The sequence below is a fragment of the Nonomuraea sp. NPDC049758 genome (assembly GCF_040674635.1).
Lineage (GTDB): Bacteria > Actinomycetota > Actinomycetes > Streptosporangiales > Streptosporangiaceae > Nonomuraea.
Map to the genome: position 1 here is coordinate 270,435 of NZ_JBFAMZ010000008.1, position 19,501 is coordinate 289,935.

Annotated in this window: 17 protein-coding genes and 1 pseudogene; 11 read left to right on the forward strand and 7 right to left on the reverse strand. The window is 72.8% G+C overall.

Features of this window, described 5'->3' with window-relative positions; all coding sequences use genetic code 11:
• Nucleotides 1-17: 17 nt before the first annotated feature.
• Nucleotides 18-899, forward strand: a complete 882-nt coding sequence (locus AB0J46_RS23120; RefSeq protein ID WP_364335202.1) for a PaaX family transcriptional regulator C-terminal domain-containing protein — start codon at nucleotides 18-20, stop codon at nucleotides 897-899.
• Between the two features lie 15 nt (nucleotides 900-914).
• On the opposite strand, the gene AB0J46_RS23125 is transcribed toward AB0J46_RS23120, so the two are convergent.
• Entirely contained in the window at nucleotides 915-2,090 is a 1,176-nt protein-coding gene (locus AB0J46_RS23125) for a saccharopine dehydrogenase NADP-binding domain-containing protein (protein WP_364335204.1), read from the reverse strand.
• Nucleotides 2,091-2,143: 53 nt separating this feature from the next.
• Between AB0J46_RS23125 and AB0J46_RS23130 the strand changes: the two genes are divergently transcribed.
• Nucleotides 2,144-2,629: a hypothetical protein gene (locus AB0J46_RS23130; RefSeq protein ID WP_364335206.1), complete on the forward strand. Its 486-nt coding sequence runs from the start codon at nucleotides 2,144-2,146 to the stop codon at nucleotides 2,627-2,629.
• A gap of 196 nt (nucleotides 2,630-2,825) precedes the next feature.
• Complete coding sequence (locus tag AB0J46_RS23135; RefSeq protein ID WP_364335208.1) at nucleotides 2,826-4,268, forward strand: hypothetical protein; 1,443 nt, start codon at nucleotides 2,826-2,828, stop codon at nucleotides 4,266-4,268.
• Between the two features lie 201 nt (nucleotides 4,269-4,469).
• Here the strand turns inward: AB0J46_RS23135 and AB0J46_RS23140 are convergent.
• A pseudogene (locus tag AB0J46_RS23140) lies at nucleotides 4,470-4,580 on the reverse strand (hypothetical protein); the annotation flags it as partial.
• On the opposite strand from AB0J46_RS23140, the gene AB0J46_RS23145 reads away from it, so the two are divergent.
• From AB0J46_RS23145 to AB0J46_RS23155, 3 genes are all read left to right on the forward strand, one after another.
• Nucleotides 4,537-4,893 (forward strand): hypothetical protein, encoded by a 357-nt coding sequence (locus AB0J46_RS23145; RefSeq protein ID WP_364335210.1) that lies wholly within the window; start codon nucleotides 4,537-4,539, stop codon nucleotides 4,891-4,893. The pseudogene AB0J46_RS23140 and the gene AB0J46_RS23145 overlap by 44 nt on opposite strands.
• Nucleotides 4,894-4,971: 78 nt before the next feature.
• Complete coding sequence (locus AB0J46_RS23150) at nucleotides 4,972-5,220, forward strand: hypothetical protein (RefSeq protein ID WP_364335212.1); 249 nt, start codon at nucleotides 4,972-4,974, stop codon at nucleotides 5,218-5,220.
• Between the two features lie 124 nt (nucleotides 5,221-5,344).
• A complete protein-coding gene (locus AB0J46_RS23155; RefSeq protein ID WP_364335214.1) occupies nucleotides 5,345-6,034 on the forward strand; it encodes a DUF4097 family beta strand repeat-containing protein in 690 nt (229 codons plus the stop codon).
• Nucleotides 6,035-6,324: 290 nt separating this feature from the next.
• Here AB0J46_RS23155 and AB0J46_RS23160 read toward each other — a convergent pair whose 3' ends face one another.
• Nucleotides 6,325-6,489: a hypothetical protein gene (locus AB0J46_RS23160; RefSeq protein WP_364335216.1), complete on the reverse strand. Its 165-nt coding sequence runs from the start codon at nucleotides 6,487-6,489 to the stop codon at nucleotides 6,325-6,327.
• A gap of 34 nt (nucleotides 6,490-6,523) precedes the next feature.
• Between AB0J46_RS23160 and AB0J46_RS23165 the strand changes: the two genes are divergently transcribed.
• A complete protein-coding gene (locus AB0J46_RS23165; protein WP_364335218.1) occupies nucleotides 6,524-7,066 on the forward strand; it encodes a hypothetical protein in 543 nt (180 codons plus the stop codon).
• A 121-nt stretch (nucleotides 7,067-7,187) separates the two neighbouring features.
• Here the strand turns inward: AB0J46_RS23165 and AB0J46_RS23170 are convergent, their stop codons facing one another.
• The gene (locus AB0J46_RS23170; RefSeq protein WP_364335220.1) at nucleotides 7,188-7,844 is read right to left on the reverse strand and encodes an SAM-dependent methyltransferase; all 657 of its coding nucleotides are present in this window, start codon (nucleotides 7,842-7,844) and stop codon (nucleotides 7,188-7,190) included.
• A gap of 210 nt (nucleotides 7,845-8,054) precedes the next feature.
• Here AB0J46_RS23170 and AB0J46_RS23175 point away from each other — a divergent pair, with 210 nt between their 5' ends.
• Together AB0J46_RS23175 and AB0J46_RS23180 are read left to right on the forward strand one after the other, a co-directional pair.
• The gene (locus AB0J46_RS23175; RefSeq protein ID WP_364335222.1) at nucleotides 8,055-8,876 is read left to right on the forward strand and encodes a hypothetical protein; all 822 of its coding nucleotides are present in this window, start codon (nucleotides 8,055-8,057) and stop codon (nucleotides 8,874-8,876) included.
• Nucleotides 8,873-9,250 carry a GntR family transcriptional regulator gene (locus tag AB0J46_RS23180; protein ID WP_364335224.1) on the forward strand — a complete coding sequence of 126 codons (378 nt, stop codon included), beginning with the start codon at nucleotides 8,873-8,875 and terminating at the stop codon, nucleotides 9,248-9,250. The genes AB0J46_RS23175 and AB0J46_RS23180 overlap by 4 nt, the downstream gene beginning before the upstream one ends.
• 45 nt (nucleotides 9,251-9,295) lie before the next feature.
• Here AB0J46_RS23180 and AB0J46_RS23185 read toward each other — a convergent pair whose 3' ends face one another.
• Nucleotides 9,296-9,448 (reverse strand): hypothetical protein, encoded by a 153-nt coding sequence (locus tag AB0J46_RS23185; protein ID WP_364335226.1) that lies wholly within the window; start codon nucleotides 9,446-9,448, stop codon nucleotides 9,296-9,298.
• A 96-nt stretch (nucleotides 9,449-9,544) separates the two neighbouring features.
• Here AB0J46_RS23185 and AB0J46_RS23190 point away from each other — a divergent pair, with 96 nt between their 5' ends.
• Nucleotides 9,545-9,955, forward strand: a complete 411-nt coding sequence (locus AB0J46_RS23190; RefSeq protein ID WP_364335228.1) for a VOC family protein — start codon at nucleotides 9,545-9,547, stop codon at nucleotides 9,953-9,955.
• 407 nt (nucleotides 9,956-10,362) lie between these two features.
• Here AB0J46_RS23190 and AB0J46_RS23195 read toward each other — a convergent pair whose 3' ends face one another.
• Nucleotides 10,363-15,951, reverse strand: coding sequence for a fibronectin type III domain-containing protein (locus tag AB0J46_RS23195; protein ID WP_364335230.1), 5,589 nt, complete (start codon nucleotides 15,949-15,951; stop codon nucleotides 10,363-10,365).
• 223 nt (nucleotides 15,952-16,174) lie between these two features.
• Entirely contained in the window at nucleotides 16,175-16,660 is a 486-nt protein-coding gene (locus AB0J46_RS23200; protein ID WP_364335232.1) for a hypothetical protein, read from the reverse strand.
• A gap of 147 nt (nucleotides 16,661-16,807) precedes the next feature.
• Here AB0J46_RS23200 and AB0J46_RS23205 point away from each other — a divergent pair, with 147 nt between their 5' ends.
• The gene (locus tag AB0J46_RS23205) at nucleotides 16,808-19,501 is read left to right on the forward strand and encodes a BTAD domain-containing putative transcriptional regulator (RefSeq protein WP_364335234.1); all 2,694 of its coding nucleotides are present in this window, start codon (nucleotides 16,808-16,810) and stop codon (nucleotides 19,499-19,501) included.

A 19,501-nucleotide genomic window follows, 5' to 3' on the forward strand; every position in this document is an offset into this window, starting at 1 on the left:
TCGATACGATAGTCGGCATGGACGTCCATGTCCCCACCCGGATGCTCGTCGAGGCGCTCGTCCGCACCGATCTCACGGTCGACGCCGGCGAGCTCTACGCCACCGCCAACCTGCTGGACATGAACGACCAGCAGGTGCGCCTGTGCATCAAACGGCTGGTCGCCGAGGGGCGGTTCGTCCAGGAAGGGCGGGGGCGCAAGGCGATCCTGCGCGCCACCGGCAGCACCGGACGCGCGATGGGCCTCGACGTCGAGTTCGTCACCCACGCCTACCGCCAGGACGCCGGGCTCGCCCCTTGGGACGGCGCCTGGCATCTCGTCGCCTTCACCGTCCCGGAGAGCGCCCGGCCCGCGCGCGACGCGCTGCGTGCCGCGCTCACCCTGCTGGGCGGCGCCCCCGTCCACGGCGGCCTGTACGTCAGCGCCAATCCGTGGGAGCCCTACGTCGAGGAGCACGCCCGCCGCCTGGACGTCCTGGGCCACGTCACCTTCCTGACCACCCGGGACCTGCGCCGGGGCGAGGAGAGCGATCCCGTCGCGCTCGCCCGGGCCATGTGGCCGCTGGGCGAGATCGCCGAGCGTTACGAGCGGCTCGCCGCGGTGGCCGAGCCCCGGCTCCGGTTCCTCCAGGAGCACGCCGAGCCGTCAGGCAGGTCCGGTTCGTCCGAGCCGCGGCGGCTGACCATCGCGGTGGAGCTGGCCGCGGAGTTCACCCGCGCGATGGAGGCCGACCCGCTGCTTCCGCCCGAGCTGCTGCCCCGGCCCTGGCCCGGCGCCCGGGCCCGGGCGCTGGCCGCGCGCTGCTGGTCGCTGCTGGAGGAGCAGACGGGCAAGGACGCCGGCGCCGTCCGCCTGTTCGGCCTCTACGGCGGCCTGAGCCGGCCGGCCGCGGGCGACTGACGGGCCGTCACGCCGTCACGCCGTCTCCACGGCGACCTGCACCGAGCCGCCGGTCCACCGGGCCAGGTCGGCGAAGAACCGCTCGTGGTCGATCGCCGCCTCGGGCGGATGGACGCCCGGCCGCGCCCCCGGATCGTCGATCAGCTGCGCGAGGCCCAGCGCGGCCGGCCCGCCCGTGGCCTCGGCCATGCCCTGGAGCAGCGGCGACGGGCCCGTCAGGTGGGCCAGGACGGTCGCCGGCCGCCCGTCCGCCACCCCTGTGGCGACGGCGAAGAACGCGGGCAGCGAGCCGGGCCCCTTGAAGCCGAAGGCCCGTACGGCGGCGCGCAGGGCCCGCCACATGGTGGGCCGGGACAGCTCGGCGGCGGCCGTCGCGGGGGTGAGCCTGCCCCGGTCGATGTCGCGGCGCAGCACGTCCAGATAGGCCGCGGTCCCGGGGGTGACGACCATGAGACCGGCCGACTCCCCCGCCACCCGGTAGCTGCGCGCCAAGGTCACCGGCTCGGGGTGGCCCACTGTGTACGCGGTGCCCTCGCGGCCGCCCGGCAGCGCGAGCCCGACCGGCCGCAGGGGTGGCCGGCGTACCGGGCGGCCGCCGCCGATCTCCGCGATCGTGCCGCTGACGTGCCGCATCCAGTGCACCACGGCGGGGATCGGGCGGCCGTCGGGCCCGCTCAGGCCGGTCCGGCCGGCGTCGGAGCCCGGCACGTCGACGGGCCAGGCGGTGTAGAGGTCGGTCACGGTGTCCAGGCGGGCCGCCGCCCTGGCCGCGAGCAGGTTGCTGATCCCCGGGCTGGCGCCCATGCCGATCACCGCGCGCACGCCCGCCGCGCGGGCTTCGGCGTCGAGGCCGAGCATCTCCGACGTGGCCGCCCAGTCGTCGCAGACGTCCAGGTAGTGGGTGCGGGCGGCGATCGCGGCCCGCAGCACCGGCGGCCCCGGCCGGTGGTGCGTCCCGAGCGTGTTGAGGACGACGTCGGCCTCGGCCAGCGCGGCCGCCAGGGCACGTCCGCCGGTGACGTCGCGGACGCCGAGCCGGGCCGGGACGCCCTTCAGCTCCCCGGCCAGGGCGCGGGCCGCGTCGAGGTCGCGGTCGGCGACGACGATCTCCCGGACCCCGCGCAGACCGGCCGCCACGCGCACCGCGACCCGCGTCACCGCTCCGGGTCCGCCGAGGGCGAGCACTCTCATGGACTTCCCAAAGGATCGTGACTGAATCTATCGAATAATCTACGATAGTTAACATGATGAACATAACAGCCTCTCCGCTGTTCCGCGAGAGGCCGGCGACCCGGGTGATCGCAGTCGAGGCGCTCAGCACGGTGCCGTTCATCTCGACCGCCGTGCTGTACGGCTCGCCGGCCGGCCCCGACGCGTTCGAATGGGCGCAGCTGGCGGGGCTCGCGATGGTCGTCGCGCTCCATGTCACCGCGCTGCGCGCCTGGCGTCTGGCGATCGTCGGCGGCCTGCGCCCGGCGGCGGCGTCCGGCCACCGGCTCAAGGACGAGCGCCGGCTGCGCCTGCTGGTGCTCGGCCTGCCGATCGCAGTCGCGGCGCTCCTGCCGATCCCGGCCGCCTGGCGTTCCTTCTGGTTCTGGTTCACCCTGCTCAGCGCCGCCACCGGCGCGGTCTCGGCCGTCCGGCTGCTCGTCATGCTGCTCGGACGCCCCGGACACCCCGGACACCCCGGACGCCCGGCCGCCTGGCCGAGGGGTCGCGCGCGGAGCTAGATCCAGCCGCGTTCCCGGGCCTCCAGGGCCGCCTGGAAGCGGGTCACGGCGTTCAGGTCGCGCATGACGGCGTGGATGCGGCGCTGCACGGTGCGCAGCCCGAGCCCCAGGGCCCGCGCGATGACCTCGTCCGTCAGACCGCCCGCGAGCAGCCCTCCGGCTCAACCCCCGCTACATCAGCGAGCACGACGCGCTGGTGCCGAAGTTCACCGCCGACCGGCGGCTGAACCTGACCACGGGCGACGACCTGCGCGGCGGCGCGGACGCGCGCGGCGAACTCGTCTTCCTCCCGGCCAGGGACTCGCTCGAACTCCTCCTGGCCGACCTGGACCTGGCCATCAAGGCGGGGGCCGCGGGCGTGGTCACCAGCGACCGGTTCGCCTGGCTGCTGCACGATCCCGCGTACGCGGCGCAGAACAAGATCCCGGTGTTGTGGATCGACAGCGGCGAGGCCGACCGGCTCGGCAGGGCCCTGGCCCGCAAGCCGTACCCGAGCGCCGGCCTGCACGTCACGCCCACCACCCCGTTCGAGTACAAACTGGCCTATTACCTGAAGGGCACCACGGCGGGCCGCCTGAACGTCGCCCCGAAGGCCCGCGACCTCACCGAGGTCGAGACCACCTACCACGCGCAGTTCCCGCCGCCGGCGGGCACGTGGGGGCCGGACGCGAACTTCATCGAGGTCGACCACACGTACTCACCCGAGCAGCGCTTCAGCATCCGCGGCTCGCACAGTTTCGCCGGGCCGGCGACCAGGACCGAGTACTACAACGCGCCCGGCCGGGACGTGCTGTGGGGGCGTGAGTACGCCTTCATCGACCCCGCCTCGGGCGGCGTCCGCTTCGCCAGCTCACTGCGCGGCTTCGCCGGCGCCGCCAAGGAGCGGGAGGACTGGAACGAGTCCATCGTCCCCGCCCAGTTCGCCCCCGGCCCGAACCTGCCGGACTGGGTCACCCCGGCCATCTACTGCGACGGCTGCCGCCAGGGCGACCGGCTGCGGCTGCGCGCGCTCAGCTCGCTCGGCTTCGGCTACTACTCCGACGCCTCCGACCCGAGCCACCTGTACCAGGGCGCGCCGGGGACCGAGGAGCTCCACCTGTTCAGCGGCGCCGCCGAGGTCGCGCCGCAGTACGACGACCTGGGCCTGTCCTACTACACCGTCCCCGCCGGGCCGGGCGCGTACCGGCTCACGGCCTCGTGGCAGGACGGGTTCGCCGGCAAGCACTCCGGCACCGGCGTCGAGACCACCTGGACGTTCCGGTCCGCCCGCCCGGCCGGCGGCAGCGCCCCGCAGCCCTGCCTGGACACGGTGCTGTGGGGCGACGAGCAGCCCTGCGCCCAGGCGCCGCTGATCCACCTCACGTACGGGCTCGGGCTGGCGGAGAACGACACCGTCCAGGCGGGCAGGCCGTACACCTTCACCGTCAGGCCCGTGGGCGGCAGGTCGCCGTCGCTGCGCGGAGTCTGGATCTCCGGCGACAAGGGCGCGCACTGGACGCCTGCCACGGCGGTGACCGGCGACAAGGTGCTCGTGCACAACCCCAAGGGTCCGGGCGGCATCTCGATCAAGGTCGAGGCGAAGGACGGGGACGGCAACGCCGTCCAGCAGGTCCTCACCGACGCCTACTCCGTGAAGTGACCGCCGTAGCGGGGGCAGGCCCGTTCTGCCCCCACTACCTGCGTTCCCGCTCGCCAGCCGGCGCCCGTCGCCCCGCGGCGCGACGGGCGTCACCAGCCGACCTGGGCCCCCAGGCGGAGACGCAGCCACAGCACCAGGCGTTCGTCGGGGTCGGCGAGGTCGAAGATCTCCTCCGCGCGCGAGCCGGTACCGGATCGTGTTCGGGTGCACGGACAGGCGATGGGAGGCGGCCGCGATGTCGCTGTTGGCGTCGAGGTAGGCGAGGATCGTGGAGGCGTACGTGGTGCCGTGTTCGAGGTCGTGGGCCCGCACCGCCGGTCCGAGCGTGCGCGGGAGCGCGTCGTGCGCGGCAAGGATCCGGGCCGGCGCCGACAGCGTCGCCCCCGCCCACACCTGGTCGACCGTGGCCACCTGGCACGGTCCCGGGGCGCCCGGCCGGTCGGCGAGCGCGCGGAGCACGAGGTCGGCGTCCGCGCGCGAGCTCGCCACCGACCGCAACCCCTGGACGAGCGAGCCCACCCCCGCCTGGACGGGCACGCGCAGCGCGCTGTGGGCCCGGCGGGCGATGTCGGCGACCAGTTCGCGGTGGGCGTTCGGCGAAGGGCCGCTCGGGAGCAGGGCGTAGACCGTCCCGTCGATCAGCGCGCAGCCGTGCCGGCCGTAGCGGGTCTCGCAGTGCAGGCTCACCAGATCGGCGAGCCGGGTGGCCGCGTGCGCGGCGAGCGCCTCCTCGGCCTCGTCCGGGACGACGGCGAACGCGGCCACCACGACAAACGGACAGGCCCGGATCGAGCCCGAGCTGGGGGCCACCGCCGTGACGCTGCTGGGGTCGGCGAGCAGCCGCCGCAGCAGGCCGGCCCGCCTGCGCCGCACGGCGTCGTCCGCGGTGCGGGCCGCGAGCAGGTGCCGCGTCGACGCCGTCATCGGCGCCCTCCTCCGCGACCTCCGCTGACACTGACCGTGGTGGCGCCCCTGACCGGCGGACGGACAGGGACGTCGGAGGTGAGGGTTCTCCCGGGGACCTGTCCGGGGCATCCCTGATGCCGCCGCGGGGAAGGCCGGACAGAATTGACGGCATGAAGATCACTGCGATCGCGGGCGGCCTGCTGGCCTCCGCGGTGCTCCTGACCGGGTGCGGCCTGGACGCCATCGGCAAACCGAAGAACGAGGAGACCAGCACGTACCAGGTCAAGGAGAAGGTGCAGAAGCTTCACCTCAGAAGCGGCAGCGGGAACGTGACCGTCACCGAGTCGGATGCCGCCTATGTCAGCGTGACCGAGAGGCTCTACTGGAGCAACGACAAGCCGCGGGCCGCACACAAGGTGGAGGGCGGCACGCTGTCCGTCTTCTACGACTGCGAGAAGTCGTGGGGAACCTGCGGGGTCGAGTACCAGGTGGAGGTCCCCAAGGGGGTGCCGGTCGACCTGGACACCGGCTCGGGCGATCTGACGCTGAGGTCGCTCACCGGCCCTCTGGACCTGGAGGCCGGCTCCGGCGACATCAAGGGCGACGGCCTGGGCTCCAAGAAGCTGCTGGTCAAGGAGGGATCCGGCCAGGTCACCCTGAAGTACGCCGTCGCGCCGGAGAGCGTCGAGCTGTCGGCCGGGTCGGGCGACGTCGTGCTCACCGTCCCCGACGAGACCTTCGACGTGAAGGCCAGCACGGCCTCCGGTGACGCCAGCGTCTCGGTCAAGAAGGACAGCTCCTCGCCGCGCAAGATGTCACTGACCACGGGTTCCGGAGACATCACTGTCTCCGCCGGGTAACCAGTTCCCCGGGCACGCCACTGCCGGGTAACCGGCTTGCTCCTGCACATCGCCGTCCCCGCCGGGTAACCGGCACCCCCGCGCACGCCACTGTCTCGCGCCGGGTGACCGGCTCCCCCGCGCATGCAACTGTCTCCGCGGAGTGACCGGCCCCAGCGCGCACGTCCCGGCCGGGGCCGCGCGGACGTTTTCCGGGTTCCGGCCCCTCGGATGAGACGCGCCCGGCGCCGTCTGCCGCCGGCCGGTGCTGGCCGGTGCCGAGGGGCGCGACGGGCGGCGGGCGCAGTGAGTCAGCCGGTGTAGTCGGTGGCGTGGGCGGTGCCGACCGGCCACAGGTATTTGGCGTTGTCGGCCGGTGTGTAGCTGCGGTTGCCGTCGCCGGTGCGCGCCTGGATGCGGTTGTCGCGCCATGTGGAACCGCGGGCCGTGCCGCCCCAGATACCGCCGAAGCTCATCGGCAAGCCGTGGTGGGGTCACTATTCCGGCGTCATGGACATCGAGGTCACCAGGCGGGCCGATGGGACGCCCGTCTTTGTGACCGGCAGCACCGACTCAAGGATGCGGATCTGGAACCTCGACACACGTCAACCCATCGGCAAGCCGCTCAACACCTGCTTCACCTGCCTGGTGTACGGGATGGCGATCGCGGAGCGCAGCGATGGACAGCGTGTCGTGATCTCGGCAGAGGTCCCGAACTTCCCCTTCGATGAGGCAAGCCCGCCGGCGGCGCTGCGCATCTGGAGCCTCGAGTCGGGCCGGCCCCTCGGGGAGCCCCTGACGCATGAAGGAAACGCCCACCACCCCTTCGTCGTGACGGCCAAGGACGGTGACGGCACCCCGGTCATCGTCTCAGGTGGCAACGACCGCAACGTGGTGGTGCGCGACCTCGACACCGGCCGACCCCTTGGCGGCCCCTTCACCGGCCACACCGACAACATCAGCGCTCTGGCTGTGGGCACACGCGAGGACGGCACCCCCGTCGTCGTCTCCGGCAGCCTCGACACCACGATCCGGATGTGGAGTCTCGCCTGAGCAACTCATTGCCTACGCAGTCCCCGAGTCCGCAGCCGGACGGAATCTTCAGGCTGAGCGCCTGTTCGACAACTCGCGGATACGACGCCACAGCGAATGGACCCGCGGTAATCCACCAGGTTCAAGCCTGGGGGCTGGTGTCCTCGAGTACGTCGTAGCCGACGAAGTGGAACATGCGCTCGCCGAGAGCCAGAGGCTGCGGCTGGCCCGTGAAGCGATGCGCCCCCACACCAAAACCCGCCTGCGGGTCGGACAGCCACTTCAGGTCGAATCCTCGCTCCTCGAACCAGGCGCAGATCAGCGGAACTCGGTCCGGCGCGCCGCGGTGCCGCGTCCAGATGACGGTGGCACCGGTGGCGCACAGCTGTGGGCAGAAGCCGATCGTGCGCTCGATGTCCTCGTCAGTGATGTTGCCGAATATCCCGCAGGCCAGCACGATGTCGGCCGGCACCATGTCCTGGTAGTGGTCAGTGAGCGCAGCGTCAGCCGTCACCACCTCGACCTGGTCCAGCCCTGCGGCTGCGGCCGCAGCCTGGGCGATCGCGGTATTGCGTGGATCCAGTTCGACCAAGCGTGCCCGGACATCGCCACGACGAGGATGATCGACCATCGCGCCGAGAAGGTCACGGCCTTGCCCCGAGCACAGGCTGATCACCTTCAGCGGACCAGGCGGGCGAGCGTCCAGAGCGAGCCGAAGCCGCCCCTGGACGACCTGCAGTCGCCGCGCCAGGACGGAGTCGTCAAGATCGTATTCGTCGTGCCAGGTCTGCCAGTCCATGGCCGCACCCTACGGGTCGCCCTGTCGAACAGTCCCACCGAATATCGCAAAGCACTCCAGTCGGTCATCGAACGGCAGTGAGATCTGATCCTGGTGGGGCCCCGGAGGACGGGGCTTGCGTCCTCGGGAGGGCGAGCGTCCTGGGCGTTGACTTTGTCGCAAGGTATGACGCACCATGTTGCTACAAAGCTTGTGACAAAAGGAGGAGGCATGACGAACGCTTCCATGTCCGAGGCCGGACCGCCGTCGGCCGACGTCCGGTCCGCCGAGGCCTGGCTGCGGCGGCACGGCCTGAGCGACGGCCCGCCGACGCCATTGCTGGCCACGCGCCTGGCGGTGCGGCGGCGGGTGCGGCTGCTGGGCAGCGTCCTTCTGGCCGTGCTGATCATCGCGGCCTCCCTGGCGCAGGTCGCCGCCCTGCCAGGAGCCTCCGGCGGGTCCGGGTCGAATCGGCTGGTGCCGATGCTGGCGCTGAGCGGGTCGATCGTCGCGCTGCTGCTGACCCAGGCCCTGCTGGACGCCTGGGTGCGACGCGTCGACCGGCGCGCCGGGGCCGCACTGCCGCGAAGGGTGACCCATCCGGTGCAGCTCGGCTGGGCCGCCCTGCTCGGACGGCCCTACGCCGTCATGGCGGGCGCCACCTTCGCCTGCGCGTTCGCGCTGGGGGTGAGCGCGCTGGTCATCACCGAGGGCACCGCACGGCACGCGGCCATCGTGCTGCTGGTCGCCGTGACCGGAGTCGCCCTCGGCGCCGTCCTGCAACTGCGCGAGATGCTGGCCCGGCCCGTCGTGGCCGAGGACGAGGTCTCGCTGACGGCCGACGTCGTCATGCGGATCGAGGACGCGCGCGAGAGCTCCGCGCCGCCTGTGTTGTGGGCGCTGCCGGTGGTGCTGTTGTCCGGGTTCGCGCCCGGGTGGTGGAGCGCCGCCTCGGTGGGTTTCCTGGTGCTGGGGGTGCTCGCCCTGGTCGCCGTCCATGTCAGGACGCCGTCGTACGCGGCCACGGCGCGGCGCGCGGCGGGCCTGCGATGATCGTCATCGATGCGGGCTCGCCGGTCCCGCCGTTCGAGCAGTTGCGGGCCCAGCTCGCCCGGCAGATCCAGAACCGTACGCTGGCCGTGGGCGCCCGGCTGCCGACCATCCGCCACCTGGCGGCCGACCTCGGCCTGGCCGTCAACACGGTCGGCCGGGCGTACCGGGAGCTGGAGGAGGCGGGGCTGATCGAGACGCGCGGGCGGGCGGGCTCGTTCGTGTCGGCCGCCGGCGAGGAAGGCCGGGAACGGGCCCGCCGGGCCGCCGCCGACTACGCCGCCGTGATCGCCAGCGTCGGCCTCGACGCGGCCGAAGCGCTCCGCATCGTGCAGGCGGCTCTGACATCCGGCGCGGTGGCACCGGCCTCGCCATGACCCCCGTGATCCTGGACGGCGGAGAGCGTCGACACGTCCGGCCGCTCATCGAACTGGCCCGCATGACCGACACCTGAGGTCGATGATCTCGAAGTCGGCCGTCAGCCGCTCCGGCACGGCGGCGGCGGCCTTGGTGTGGGCTGCCGACAACGCGATCTGCGCGGAGAACTGGGCCAGAATGGCGCTGAGCAGCATCATTGGCAAGAAGAGGATGCCCGCCGCCAACGCCCACGAATCGGCTTGCGGGCCTGTCTCGAAGTCCCGACGGATCAGATCTTGTGGCAGGATCGCGGGATGCTGCGACTCACCGACTTCATCATCGACTGCCCGGATGCGATGAAACTGGCGGCCTTCTACTCCGCGGTGACGGATCGCCCGATCAGGAAGGGCAGCCACGAGAACTGGGCCGGCATCACGTTCGGCGAGATCGAGCTGGCCTTCTACCCGGTGGAGGACTACCGCGCCCCGCAGTGGCCCGACGGCGAGCACCCCAAGCAGTTCCACCTCGACTTCGAAGTCGACGACATCGAGGCCGAACAGAGCCGCGTCCTGGCCCTCGGCGCGTCCCTGCGGCAGGACTTCATCGGCCCCAACGGCTACGGATGGCGTGTCTACACCGACCCCGTCGGCCACCCCTTCTGTCTCTGCCGCAACAAGGGTGTCGTCTGGACCGACCAGGGCCCTGTCTGGCCCGAGCGCGCCTGATAGTGCTTCGTCAGGTCTGTCGGTGGCTGTTGCGGCGTGACGGTTCGAGCCTCTGCGCGGCAGCGACAAGAGTGGCGCGGCGGTGCGAGCCGGTCCGGGATTGGCCTTCGAACTGACCGGCTAGCTCTCGTCGTCGGGCCACTGCCTGATCAGCCACCGCTCAGGCACAGTGCCGTCGTCGGCACGGGCGATGCGGTGCCCGGCGACGTTGCCGGGACCTCACACCACGATGGACGTCACGGGAGGAGCGTAAGCCCAACCGCGACCACCCCCAGCGCCCCGGTCCGGGCGCGGCGAGGGGGCGGTGGGGGCGGCGCTGGCGTCCCGGGCGCCAGGGCATGGACGTGGTGGCGGACGCCCTGGCGGCAAATGCCTGCTGGAAGGGGATGCCCTGCGGCTCGGCAGGTTCAGGTGGCCGGGCGGTTGACCGGGTCGCCCGGCCCGCCGGCTCGCCCTGACGAACCGAGCCGGGTCCGCGGCGATTGACGCAGGTGGGGGATCGGGGAACTGTCGGCGACAGTTCCCCGTAGGTGCGTCGAGCCGAGTGTGACCGGCTTGTCCGGCATGCGTACCCGCAGGTCGCGGGCCGGCGCGCGCCGGTCGGGCGCTGCGGCGGTTGCCGGGGGGCCACCGGGCATCCCGCCCGTGGTGAAGTCCCACCACACGCCCGGCACCTCGTGGGCGACGACGGTGTCGGCCGTGGCCGTGCCGCCGTCGTAGCCGAGGGTGTAGATCAGGCGCTGGTCGTCGTCGGTGATGAATGCCGTCACCGGCCACGACTGCCCCGGCGCGCCGCCCGCCAGATGGGTGACGCCGCCCCGGTAGCTGCGCAGGCTGCGCACCGAGTCGTCGTCGGTGTACTCGTAGGCCAGCGCGGTGCCCTTCTGGCTGAGGATCAGCGCCTTGCCGTGACCGTTGGCGTCCTCGGGGACCAGGCAGTTGCCCGCGCCCGGCGTGGCGCCGCCGATCCTGGCGACCATAAGGCACGAGGTCTGGGACGGATGCGCGGTGAACCGCAGGGCCACCACCTGCCCGTCGCCGGAGATGATCGGGTCGCCGACGTCGGCGCCCGGGAAGATCTCCGTCGTGCCGCCGGCGGTGGCATCATACAGCCAGGTGCGGTACTTCTGGGCGGTGGCGTCGTAGGTGGACCAGGTCACCCGGTTGCCGTCGCCGGACAGGACGCCCTCGCCCGTGGAGGTCGGGCAGTCGCCGTCGGTCTGGGAGTCGCACGAGGTCAGTTTCTGCGCCGCGCCGCCCTTGACCTGCCGGTAGAGGTTCCACCGGGAGGTGGCCGAGTTCACGTCCAGCTTCTTCCAGTAGACGACCGCGTGCCCGTCGTCGCTGACGGCGGAGACGTAGCCGTACTCCTCCAGCGTCCAGGAGGTCCTGGCGGCGATGTCGTGCACGACCGACCTCGGGGTCAGCACGCCGGTCCACTCCAGCGAGGTGAAGGCGACCACGTTGCCGTACCGGCTGGCCAGCGGGCCGCCGACGAAACCGGTGACCGGGGTGACGCCGTCGGCGCCCATCGACACCACCTGCGTGCCGCCGCCCTGCGTGTCCTTGCGCAGGATGAACGGCACCGTGCTGGAGGGCGCGCGCCGGTCGTCCGGCATGAGGTTGCTGCGCGCCTTGGTCATGAAGAAGATGTAGCGGCCGTCGCCGGAGGCCGCGGCGCCGGTGGCGCCGCCGGCCGTGCCGGAGGAGTCGGGCCGGCCCTGCGTCTCGGTGCTGCCCGCGAGGTCCGCGCCGAGCGTGGAGGGCGGGCCGAAGAAGATCACGTCCGTCGGTGTCAGCTTCAGCGGCGCTGACGGCTCGCCGCTGCCCTGGGCGTTCTGCGCGATCACGGTGACGCTGTACGTCACCCCGGGCGTGAGCCCCTGGACGAGCTGGTGCGTCGCGTCGCCGCCGTAGGCGTACGCACGCGCTGTCCGGCTGCCGTCCTCGGCCGTCGCGGTCACCACGTAGCCGGAGATGTCGCTCGTGCCGGTGTCGGCCGGCGGCGACCAGCTGACGGTGGCCCCGCGCAGCGTCGGCGCGGTGTAGGTGTCGAGCTTGGGCGGGCCTGGTGTGCCGTACTGCGCGCCGACCTCGACTCCGCCGCGGGCCTGCAGCTGCGGGTGCCCGCCGGTCGCCGGGCTGGTCACCTCGACCTCGGCCAAGCCCTCCTGCGAGGAGTTGAACAGGCCGTCCGCGGTGAGCGTGCCGGGGCCGCTGATCAGCTTCCACTGGGTGACGACGTCGTCGGGATAGCCGGAGACGGTGACCTTGAACTGGTAGTTCTGGCCCGGTCCCACCTTGCCGCGCTGGGGGGTGACCTTGATGCCCTGGAACGCGCCCGGGGCGTGGGTGACCGTCCAGAACGAGCTGATGATGTCGTCCTTGCGCCAGACCGAGTAGTCCTTGCCGATCGCGCCCAGGTCGATGGCGGCCCCGAGCCGGGCCAGCACCCGCAGTTCCCACCACGGGTTCTGCGTGGTGTCGGCCTTGAGCTGCGCGCCCGGCACGTCCACCACCAGGGCGGGGCCCACCACGCCGTACAGCAGGAGCTCGACGTCGGTGGAGATGGCGGTGGTGAACGTGCCGTCGCCGTAGGCCCCGACGCCGCCGTCGCTGTAGAAGCCGGGGCCGCCGTCGTTCGGGGTGCAGGACGTGCCGCTCTTGCTGGTGTGGCAGCGCGTGCCGAACTGCTTGTCCCAGTGGACGGCGAAGCTCAGGCCGACCGAGGCGGACGCCTCGACCGACAGCGCGACCGAGAAGCGCACGCACACCACGACCGGCACCTTGCCCACCATGAACGAGAAGCACGGCCCGTTGACGTGCCCGAGGTGCGCCCGCTTCTTGAACTCGAACCCGAGGCCCTGCTTCACCCGCACCTCGGAGCTGATCTTCGTGGTGTTGCTGATGTCCACGCCGCGGCCGGCGGAGTCGGTGCTGGCGCCCATCTTGGTGTCCTGGTCGATCACCGCCCAGCCCTCGACCTTCGTGACCGAGCGGCCCTTCTGCTCGAACGACTCCTCGAACTCGATGACCAGGTTCCCGTCCCGCAGGCCGATCCGCGGCCCGGCCGCCCGGTTACTGGTGTTCTCGACGGGTTTGACGAGCCGCGCCCCCGGCACCGACGGCACGAACTCCACCTGGTCGCCGGTGTCCACGCGGCCGTCGGTGGCGAAGTTGGCGTCGGTGAAGGCGTCGCTCAGCGAGGCGGCCGTGGTCCAGACGACGAACCGCCCGTTCTGCAGCGCGGTGCCGGACACCCCGCCGAAGAACCCTTCGGGGGTGCGTCCGGTCTGGCCGATGACGAGCAGCGTGCCCGCGGTGAGCCCGGTGACTTCGGCCGGCGGGTTCTCGAACTCCAGGGCCCGCCCCCGTACGGCCCGCAACGTGGCCGCCGCCTGCGGGGACAGCACCCGCGGCTCGCTCTTGACCGTGAGCTTCGGCGTGATCGCCTCGGTCGGGGCGCTGGCCGTGCCGGTGCCCGCGGCGTTGGTGGCGCGCACGGTGAAGGTGTAGGCCGTGGCGGGGTCCAGTCCCGAGATCGTGGCGGTGGTGGCGGTGACCGTCGCGGTCCTGCCGCCGGGGCTGGCCGTCACCGTGTAGCCGGTGACGGGGCCGGTGCCGATGTCGGCGGGCGCGTCCCAGGTGACCTGGACGCTGCCGGAGGCCGGGAGCCCGGCCCGTAGGTGCGTCGGCGCGCCGGGCGGCCGGCTGGCCGCCGGGGTGACCGCCGCCGCGGTGCTCGGGGCGCTCGCGCCCACCGCGTTCCTGGCGACGACCGAGACCGTGTACGCGGTGCCGTTGGCCAGCCCGGTCACCGAGGTGACCGTCGTGTCGGGCGGAGTGTCGGCGGTCCGGCCGCCGGGCTGGACGGTCACCGTGTACCCGGTGATCGGCGAGCCGCCGTCCACCGCGGGCGCCCACTGCACGTCCACCCGCTGGTCGAGGGGGGTCACCAGCAGCGCGGGCGGGGACATGGGCACCTCGGCGGGCGCCGGGCGCACCGCGTCCGAGGGCGGCGACGGGTCTCCCGCGCCCGCCGCGCCGACCGCGGTGACGGTGAAGGAGTAGTCGGTGCCGTTGGTCAGGCCGGTGACCGTGGCCTCCGTGGCCGTCGTGTTCACGGTGGCGCCGCCGGGGGCCGCCGTCACGACGTAGCCGGTCACGCCCGCGGCGCCGGTCTCGGGCGGGGCCCAGGTGACGCGCACCGCGCCGTCCCTGCCGTACACGCCGGTGACGAACGGGCGGCCGGGCCTGCCCGCGACGCCGGGCGTGACCGGGTCGCCGGGCGCGGAGGCGTCGGACACCCCGTTCGCGTTGGCCGCCGTGACGGTGAAGGTGTACGCAGTGCCGTTGGTCAGGCCGGTGACCGTGGCCTGTAACTGGTCGCCGGCGACGGTCGCGGTCGCGCCGCCGGGGGCGGCCGTCACGACGTACCCGGTGATCGCGGAGCCGCCGTCGGAGGCGGGCGCGCGCCAGGTGACCTTGGCCGTACGGTCGCCCGGCGTCGCGGACACCCCGAGCGGCGGCGAGGGACGGCTGACCGCCCCGGCCGGCGTCACCGGCGCGGACGCCGCCGACCTGGCCGAACCGCCCACCGCGTTGGCGGCGGTCACGGTGAAGGTGTACGCGGTGCCGTTGGTCAGGCCGGTGACCGTGGCCGTCAACAGGTCGCCGGAGACCGTCGCGGTCCTGCCACCGGGGCCGGCGGTGACCGTGTACCCGGTGATCGGCGCGCCACCGTCCGCGGGACGCTGCCAGGAGACGGTCGCCGACGTGTCGCCCGCCGTCGCGGAGACGCCAGCCGGGGCGGACGGCACGGACGCCGATCCGTAGTAGTCGAAGGTGTCGACGGTCACGCTGACGCTCGCGGTGCCGGTGTTCAGGATCACGAACGTGCCGCCGGTGCCCACCTTGACCGGCACCAGGCTCGACCAGAAGTCGTTCGGCTGGTACGCGATCGAGCCGCCGCCCGGGATGCTCGCCTGGCCCGTGGGGTGGACGCGCAGCAGGCCGTTCGCCGTGCCCTTGGCGGTGATGTTCACGCCGACCGCGCTCACCCCGGAGGCCGGCACGCCGCCCTTGCCCAGCGGGGCGACCGTGTACGAGGCGCCCGCCGCCACCGTCACGGAGGTGAGGGTCCGTGACGGGGCGACGGGCGCCAAGATCGAGGAGGCGACCGTGGCGGCGGGCGTCGCGAAGTAGCCCGCCACGTCGGCGTACACCGTCAGCGCGGCGGCCCCGTTGTTGTTGACGGCGATCTTGCCGTCCGCCCCGAGGGCGGCGATGACCAGGTTCGACTGGAAGTAGGAGGGCCGGTAGTCGATGTTCGACCCGACGGGCAGCGTGCCGCCGGACGGGTAGGCGATCATCTTGCCGGATCCGGTGCTCTTCACCGCGAACGTCAGCGCCACGTACGCCACCCCGGAGGCCGGCACGCCGCCCACCCCCGCCACCGCGAACGTGGCGGTCGAGTTGGCCGCGACGGTCTGGTTGCCGATGACCCGGCCGGTGTTCAGCGGCACGTATCGGGCTCCCGCCGTCGCGGCGGCCGTCGCGGTGTAGTACCCGTGCACGTCGGCGTAGACGTTGACGGCGGCCGTGCCGGTGTTCTTGACCTTGAGCGCGCCGTCCGGGCCGAGCTTGACCGTCACGAGCTGGTCGTCCCACACGCCGGACCGGTAGCGGGTGCCCGTCACCGCGGGAGCCGCGGCCAGGTCGGAGGGGAAGACGATGAGGCCGCCCGCCGCGCTCGCGCCCTTGGCCGCGAAGTTCACCGCGACGCTCGCGACCCCGCTCGCGGGCACCGCGCCCACGCCCGCCACCTTGACCGTGGTGGTGGCCCCCGCCGCGATCGACACGTTGCTCAGCACCCGGGCCCGGACCCCGTAGAACTGGCCCGGTCCCGGCTGAACCGACGCGGCGGCGGCCGGGGGCGCCCCCGTCACCACGAGGATCCCGGAGAAGACCAGGATGAGCGCTGACAACCATCGCACGACCACACCGGCCTCCTCGCTGAGGATCACTCCGTGTTGCGCGGCTGACGCTACCAACGGCCCTGAGCTCGTGAAATACGGCGAAAAATAGAGATTTTTCGTCTATCAACCGCTGTACGGCGGTTCGTCCGCCTGCAACTTCGGCGGTAGCCGCCGTCCCCCTTCGGGGGGCGTCCGGGGGCGCCTGCTGCCAGAGGCCGGCCGGCAGGCGGCCCGTCCGGACTCACTCTCCGGAGTGGAGGTCGGGCTCTCTCGGTGACTCCAGTGCCTCTGCCGTCAGGTGATAAATGTCGCGATGTTGATGGATGAGATCGCCGTCTTCCATGGTGCAGGCGATGCCGAAGGGCTGCTCGGGCGATCTGTCCACGTCTTTCCCCAGCGCCTCGTCCACTTCCAGAAACCACGTGATGCCCGCGATCGGCACCCCGGAAGGGAAGGGGAAGGGGATTCGATCCTCGTTCGCATGCATGATCTCGTAAATGGCACTCTGCAGGTCCGGTACGGCGTCGTTCACTTCTTCCGGGCTCGCGTCAGGCTGTATCCGCCGGTAGGACTTGCGCCCTTCCTCGAGAAGCCGGTCGAAATCCTCGATGCGGTAATCGATGCGGGACAGAATCGAAATCGTCCCTCCGCTCTCGGGTTCGTCCGTCTCCGTCGCGTCGACCTCTTCGACCTCGCCATGCTGCGGCTCGCACATCACGTACTTCACCAGCCCCTTTCTTGATGGCGCCGATGACGCTACCGGAGCAGGAAGGCGAGGTCGTCCGTACGGGTGATCAGCAACCGTCCACCGGAGGGGCGTCGCGACCAGCTCGACGATTTCTCAATGCCGTCTCCATGACTACCCTCGAAGATCATGCTGATTCGGTTGCTTGGGCCGGTGGAACTGGAACGCGAGGCACGGATCCGCCAGGTACGGCCTCCGCAGGTCGCGCTCGCACTGGCCGCCCTGGCGTGGGAGGTGGGCCGGGTCGTCCCCGTCGAGGCGCTGCAGGAGAGGATCTGGGGCGAGCAGGTGCCCGACGGCGCCAGGAGGACCCTCTACACGATCATCACGCAGCTCCGCCACGACGTGCTGGGCGACGACGGCGACGTGCTGCGCCGGCTCGGCGGCTACCTGCTCGACGTGGAGGAGACGGCGGTGGACCTCGTCCGGTTCCGCGGCCTGGCCGAGCGGGCGGCGTCCGTCCCGGAGCCGGAGGCGTTGCTGGGCGAGGCGCTCGGGCTGTGGCGCGGCGAGCCGCTCATGGGGCTGCCGGGCGAGTGGGCCGAGCGGGCGCGCCGCGCTCTTCGTGACGAGCACAAGGAGGTCCGCCTGCGCTGGGCGCGCGCCGTGACCCGCGCCGATCCGGGAGCGGCGGTGGCGGCGCTGTCGCCGCTGGCCGCGGAGTACCCGCTGGACGAGCCGGTGGCGGCCGCGCTGATCGAGGCGCTGCACGAGTGGGGCAGGACCGCCGAGGCGCTGACCCGCTTCGCGGACGTGCGCGCCCTCCTGGCCGAGGAACTGGGCGTCGATCCGGGGCCCGAACTGCACCGCGTCCACCAGCGGATGCTCCATCCCGATCGGGGCGCCCGCGCCGCCGAGCCCGTGGCGCCCGCCCAGCTCCCGCTCGACCTCGGCTGCTTCGTCGGCCGGGCCGCCGAGCTGGAGCGGCTGGACGGCGAGCGGGCCCCGGTCCGCGTGATCCACGGCCCTCCGGGGGTGGGCAAGTCGTCGCTGGCCCTGCGCTGGGCACACCTGCGCCGGGAGCGCTACCCCGACGGCCAGCTGCACGCGGACCTCGACGCGAGTGACGCCGCCGCGGTGCTCCCCCGCTTCCTCGGCTCGCTCGGCGTGCCGGAGGGACGGGTGCCCGCGAGCCTCGACGCGCAGATCGGGCTGTTCCGCAGCCTGCTGTCCGGCCGCCGGGTGCTGGTCGTCCTGGACGACGCCCGCGACGCGGCCCAGGTGCGTCCCCTGCTGGCCGGCGCGCCGGGCTGCCTGACGCTGATCACCACCCGCTCCGACCTGTCCGGCCTGTCGGTGACCGCGGGCGCGTCGCTGCTGCGCCTGGACGTCCTGCCGGACGGCGACGCCCGCGGGCTGCTGTCGGCGCGGCTGGGCGCGGCACGCCTGTCGGCCGAGCCCGAGGCGGCCGCCCGGATCGTCCGCCGATGCGGCCACCTGCCGCTGGCGCTGGCGATCGTCGCGGCGCGCCTGTCCCGCAGGACGGAGCTGTCGCTGGCCGATGCCGCCGCCGATCTGGCGCGTCCGGGGCTGGAGCCGTTCGTCCACGCCGATCCGGCCATCGACCTGCGTCAGGTGCTCGGACGTTCCTACCACGACCTGCCGGAACCGGCCGCCCGCCTCTTCCGGCTGCTCGGCCGCGAATCGGGCGGGCACCTGCCGCTCGCGGCGGTGGCGAGCCTGGCCGGCCTGCCGGTCGACCGCGCGCGGGAGACGGTCGACCGGCTCGACCACGCCAACCTGGTCGAGCTGCGCGCGGAAGGCCGCGTACGCCTGCACGACCTGCTCCGGGTCTACGCGGCCGAGCAGGGCCGCGCGACCGACGACCAGGAGGTACGCCGGGCGGCGACGCACCGCCTCCTCGACCACTACGTGCACACCGCCCTGGCCGCGAGCGAGGTCTGCTATCCCCATCGTGAGCGGCTGCACCCGCCACCGCCGGTCGCGGGCGTCGTGGTGCAGCGCTTCGCCGGCGCGGCGCAGGCGCTGCGCTGGTTCGCCGCGGAGTCGCTGCCCCTGCCCGCGCTGCTCGCCGAGGCCACCGGCGCCGGGCTGGACCGGCACGCCTGGCAGCTCGCCTGGGCGTTCACGGAGTTCATGCAGCGGCGCGGCCCGTGGGCCGAGATCCTCGGCGTCCAGGAGGTGGCGCTGTCGGCGGCCGAACGCCTCGACGAGGGGCTGGCCGCGGCGCGCTGCCACAACGCCATGGCCCGCGCCCACGTCAAGCTGGGACACGACCGGGAGGCGGTGGCGCACTACGAGAGGGCGCTGGAGCTGCACCGCCGGTACACCGAGCCGGTCCTTGAGGCGCACGTCCACCTGGGGCTGACCGTCCCGCTGAGCCGGATCGGGCCGGGGCGGGAGCTGGAGCACGCCGTACGGGCGATGGAGCTGTTCAGGCAGGGCGGCGACGTCGTCGGGGAGGCGCGGGCGCTGAACAACGCGGGCTGGTGGCGCGCCCAGCGCGGCGAGTACGAGCAGGCGCTGGCCGACTGCCGCCGGGCGCAGCGCCTGCTGGCCGGCTTCGGATACCCGCAGGGCGAGGGGCACGCCTGGGACAGCGTCGCCTACGTCCTGGACGCCATGGGCCAGCACGCCGAGGCGGTGACCTGCTACGAACGCGCCGCGGAGTTGCTGCGGGGCTGCGACGACCTGTATCCCGCGGCGGAGACGCTGGTCAGGCTGGGCGAGACGCACGCGCTGGCCGGTGAGACCGAGGCGGCGCTCGACGCGTGGAAGCGCGCGGCGGAGTGGTTCGACCAGCTCGGCGACGCCCGCGCGGAGGAGGTCAGGGAGCAGGCCAGAGCGTTGAGAAGGCACTGA

Excerpts from the sequence above, each read along its gene's own strand:
- AB0J46_RS23180 (WP_364335224.1), top strand. The coding sequence starts at position 8,873 with ATGATCGTCATCGATGCGGGCTCGCCGGTCCCGCCGTTCGAGCAGTTG.
- AB0J46_RS23155 (WP_364335214.1), top strand. The coding sequence starts at position 5,345 with ATGAAGATCACTGCGATCGCGGGCGGCCTGCTGGCCTCCGCGGTGCTC.
- AB0J46_RS23190 (WP_364335228.1), top strand. The coding sequence starts at position 9,545 with ATGCTGCGACTCACCGACTTCATCATCGACTGCCCGGATGCGATGAAA.
- AB0J46_RS23185 (WP_364335226.1), bottom strand. The coding sequence starts at position 9,448 with ATGATGCTGCTCAGCGCCATTCTGGCCCAGTTCTCCGCGCAGATCGCG.
- AB0J46_RS23205 (WP_364335234.1), top strand. The coding sequence starts at position 16,808 with ATGCTGATTCGGTTGCTTGGGCCGGTGGAACTGGAACGCGAGGCACGG.
- AB0J46_RS23165 (WP_364335218.1), top strand. The coding sequence starts at position 6,524 with ATGGACATCGAGGTCACCAGGCGGGCCGATGGGACGCCCGTCTTTGTG.
- AB0J46_RS23130 (WP_364335206.1), top strand. The coding sequence starts at position 2,144 with ATGATGAACATAACAGCCTCTCCGCTGTTCCGCGAGAGGCCGGCGACC.
- AB0J46_RS23175 (WP_364335222.1), top strand. The coding sequence starts at position 8,055 with ATGACGAACGCTTCCATGTCCGAGGCCGGACCGCCGTCGGCCGACGTC.
- AB0J46_RS23160 (WP_364335216.1), bottom strand. The coding sequence starts at position 6,489 with ATGAGCTTCGGCGGTATCTGGGGCGGCACGGCCCGCGGTTCCACATGG.
- AB0J46_RS23120 (WP_364335202.1), top strand. The coding sequence starts at position 18 with ATGGACGTCCATGTCCCCACCCGGATGCTCGTCGAGGCGCTCGTCCGC.
- AB0J46_RS23125 (WP_364335204.1), bottom strand. The coding sequence starts at position 2,090 with ATGAGAGTGCTCGCCCTCGGCGGACCCGGAGCGGTGACGCGGGTCGCG.
- AB0J46_RS23170 (WP_364335220.1), bottom strand. The coding sequence starts at position 7,844 with ATGGACTGGCAGACCTGGCACGACGAATACGATCTTGACGACTCCGTC.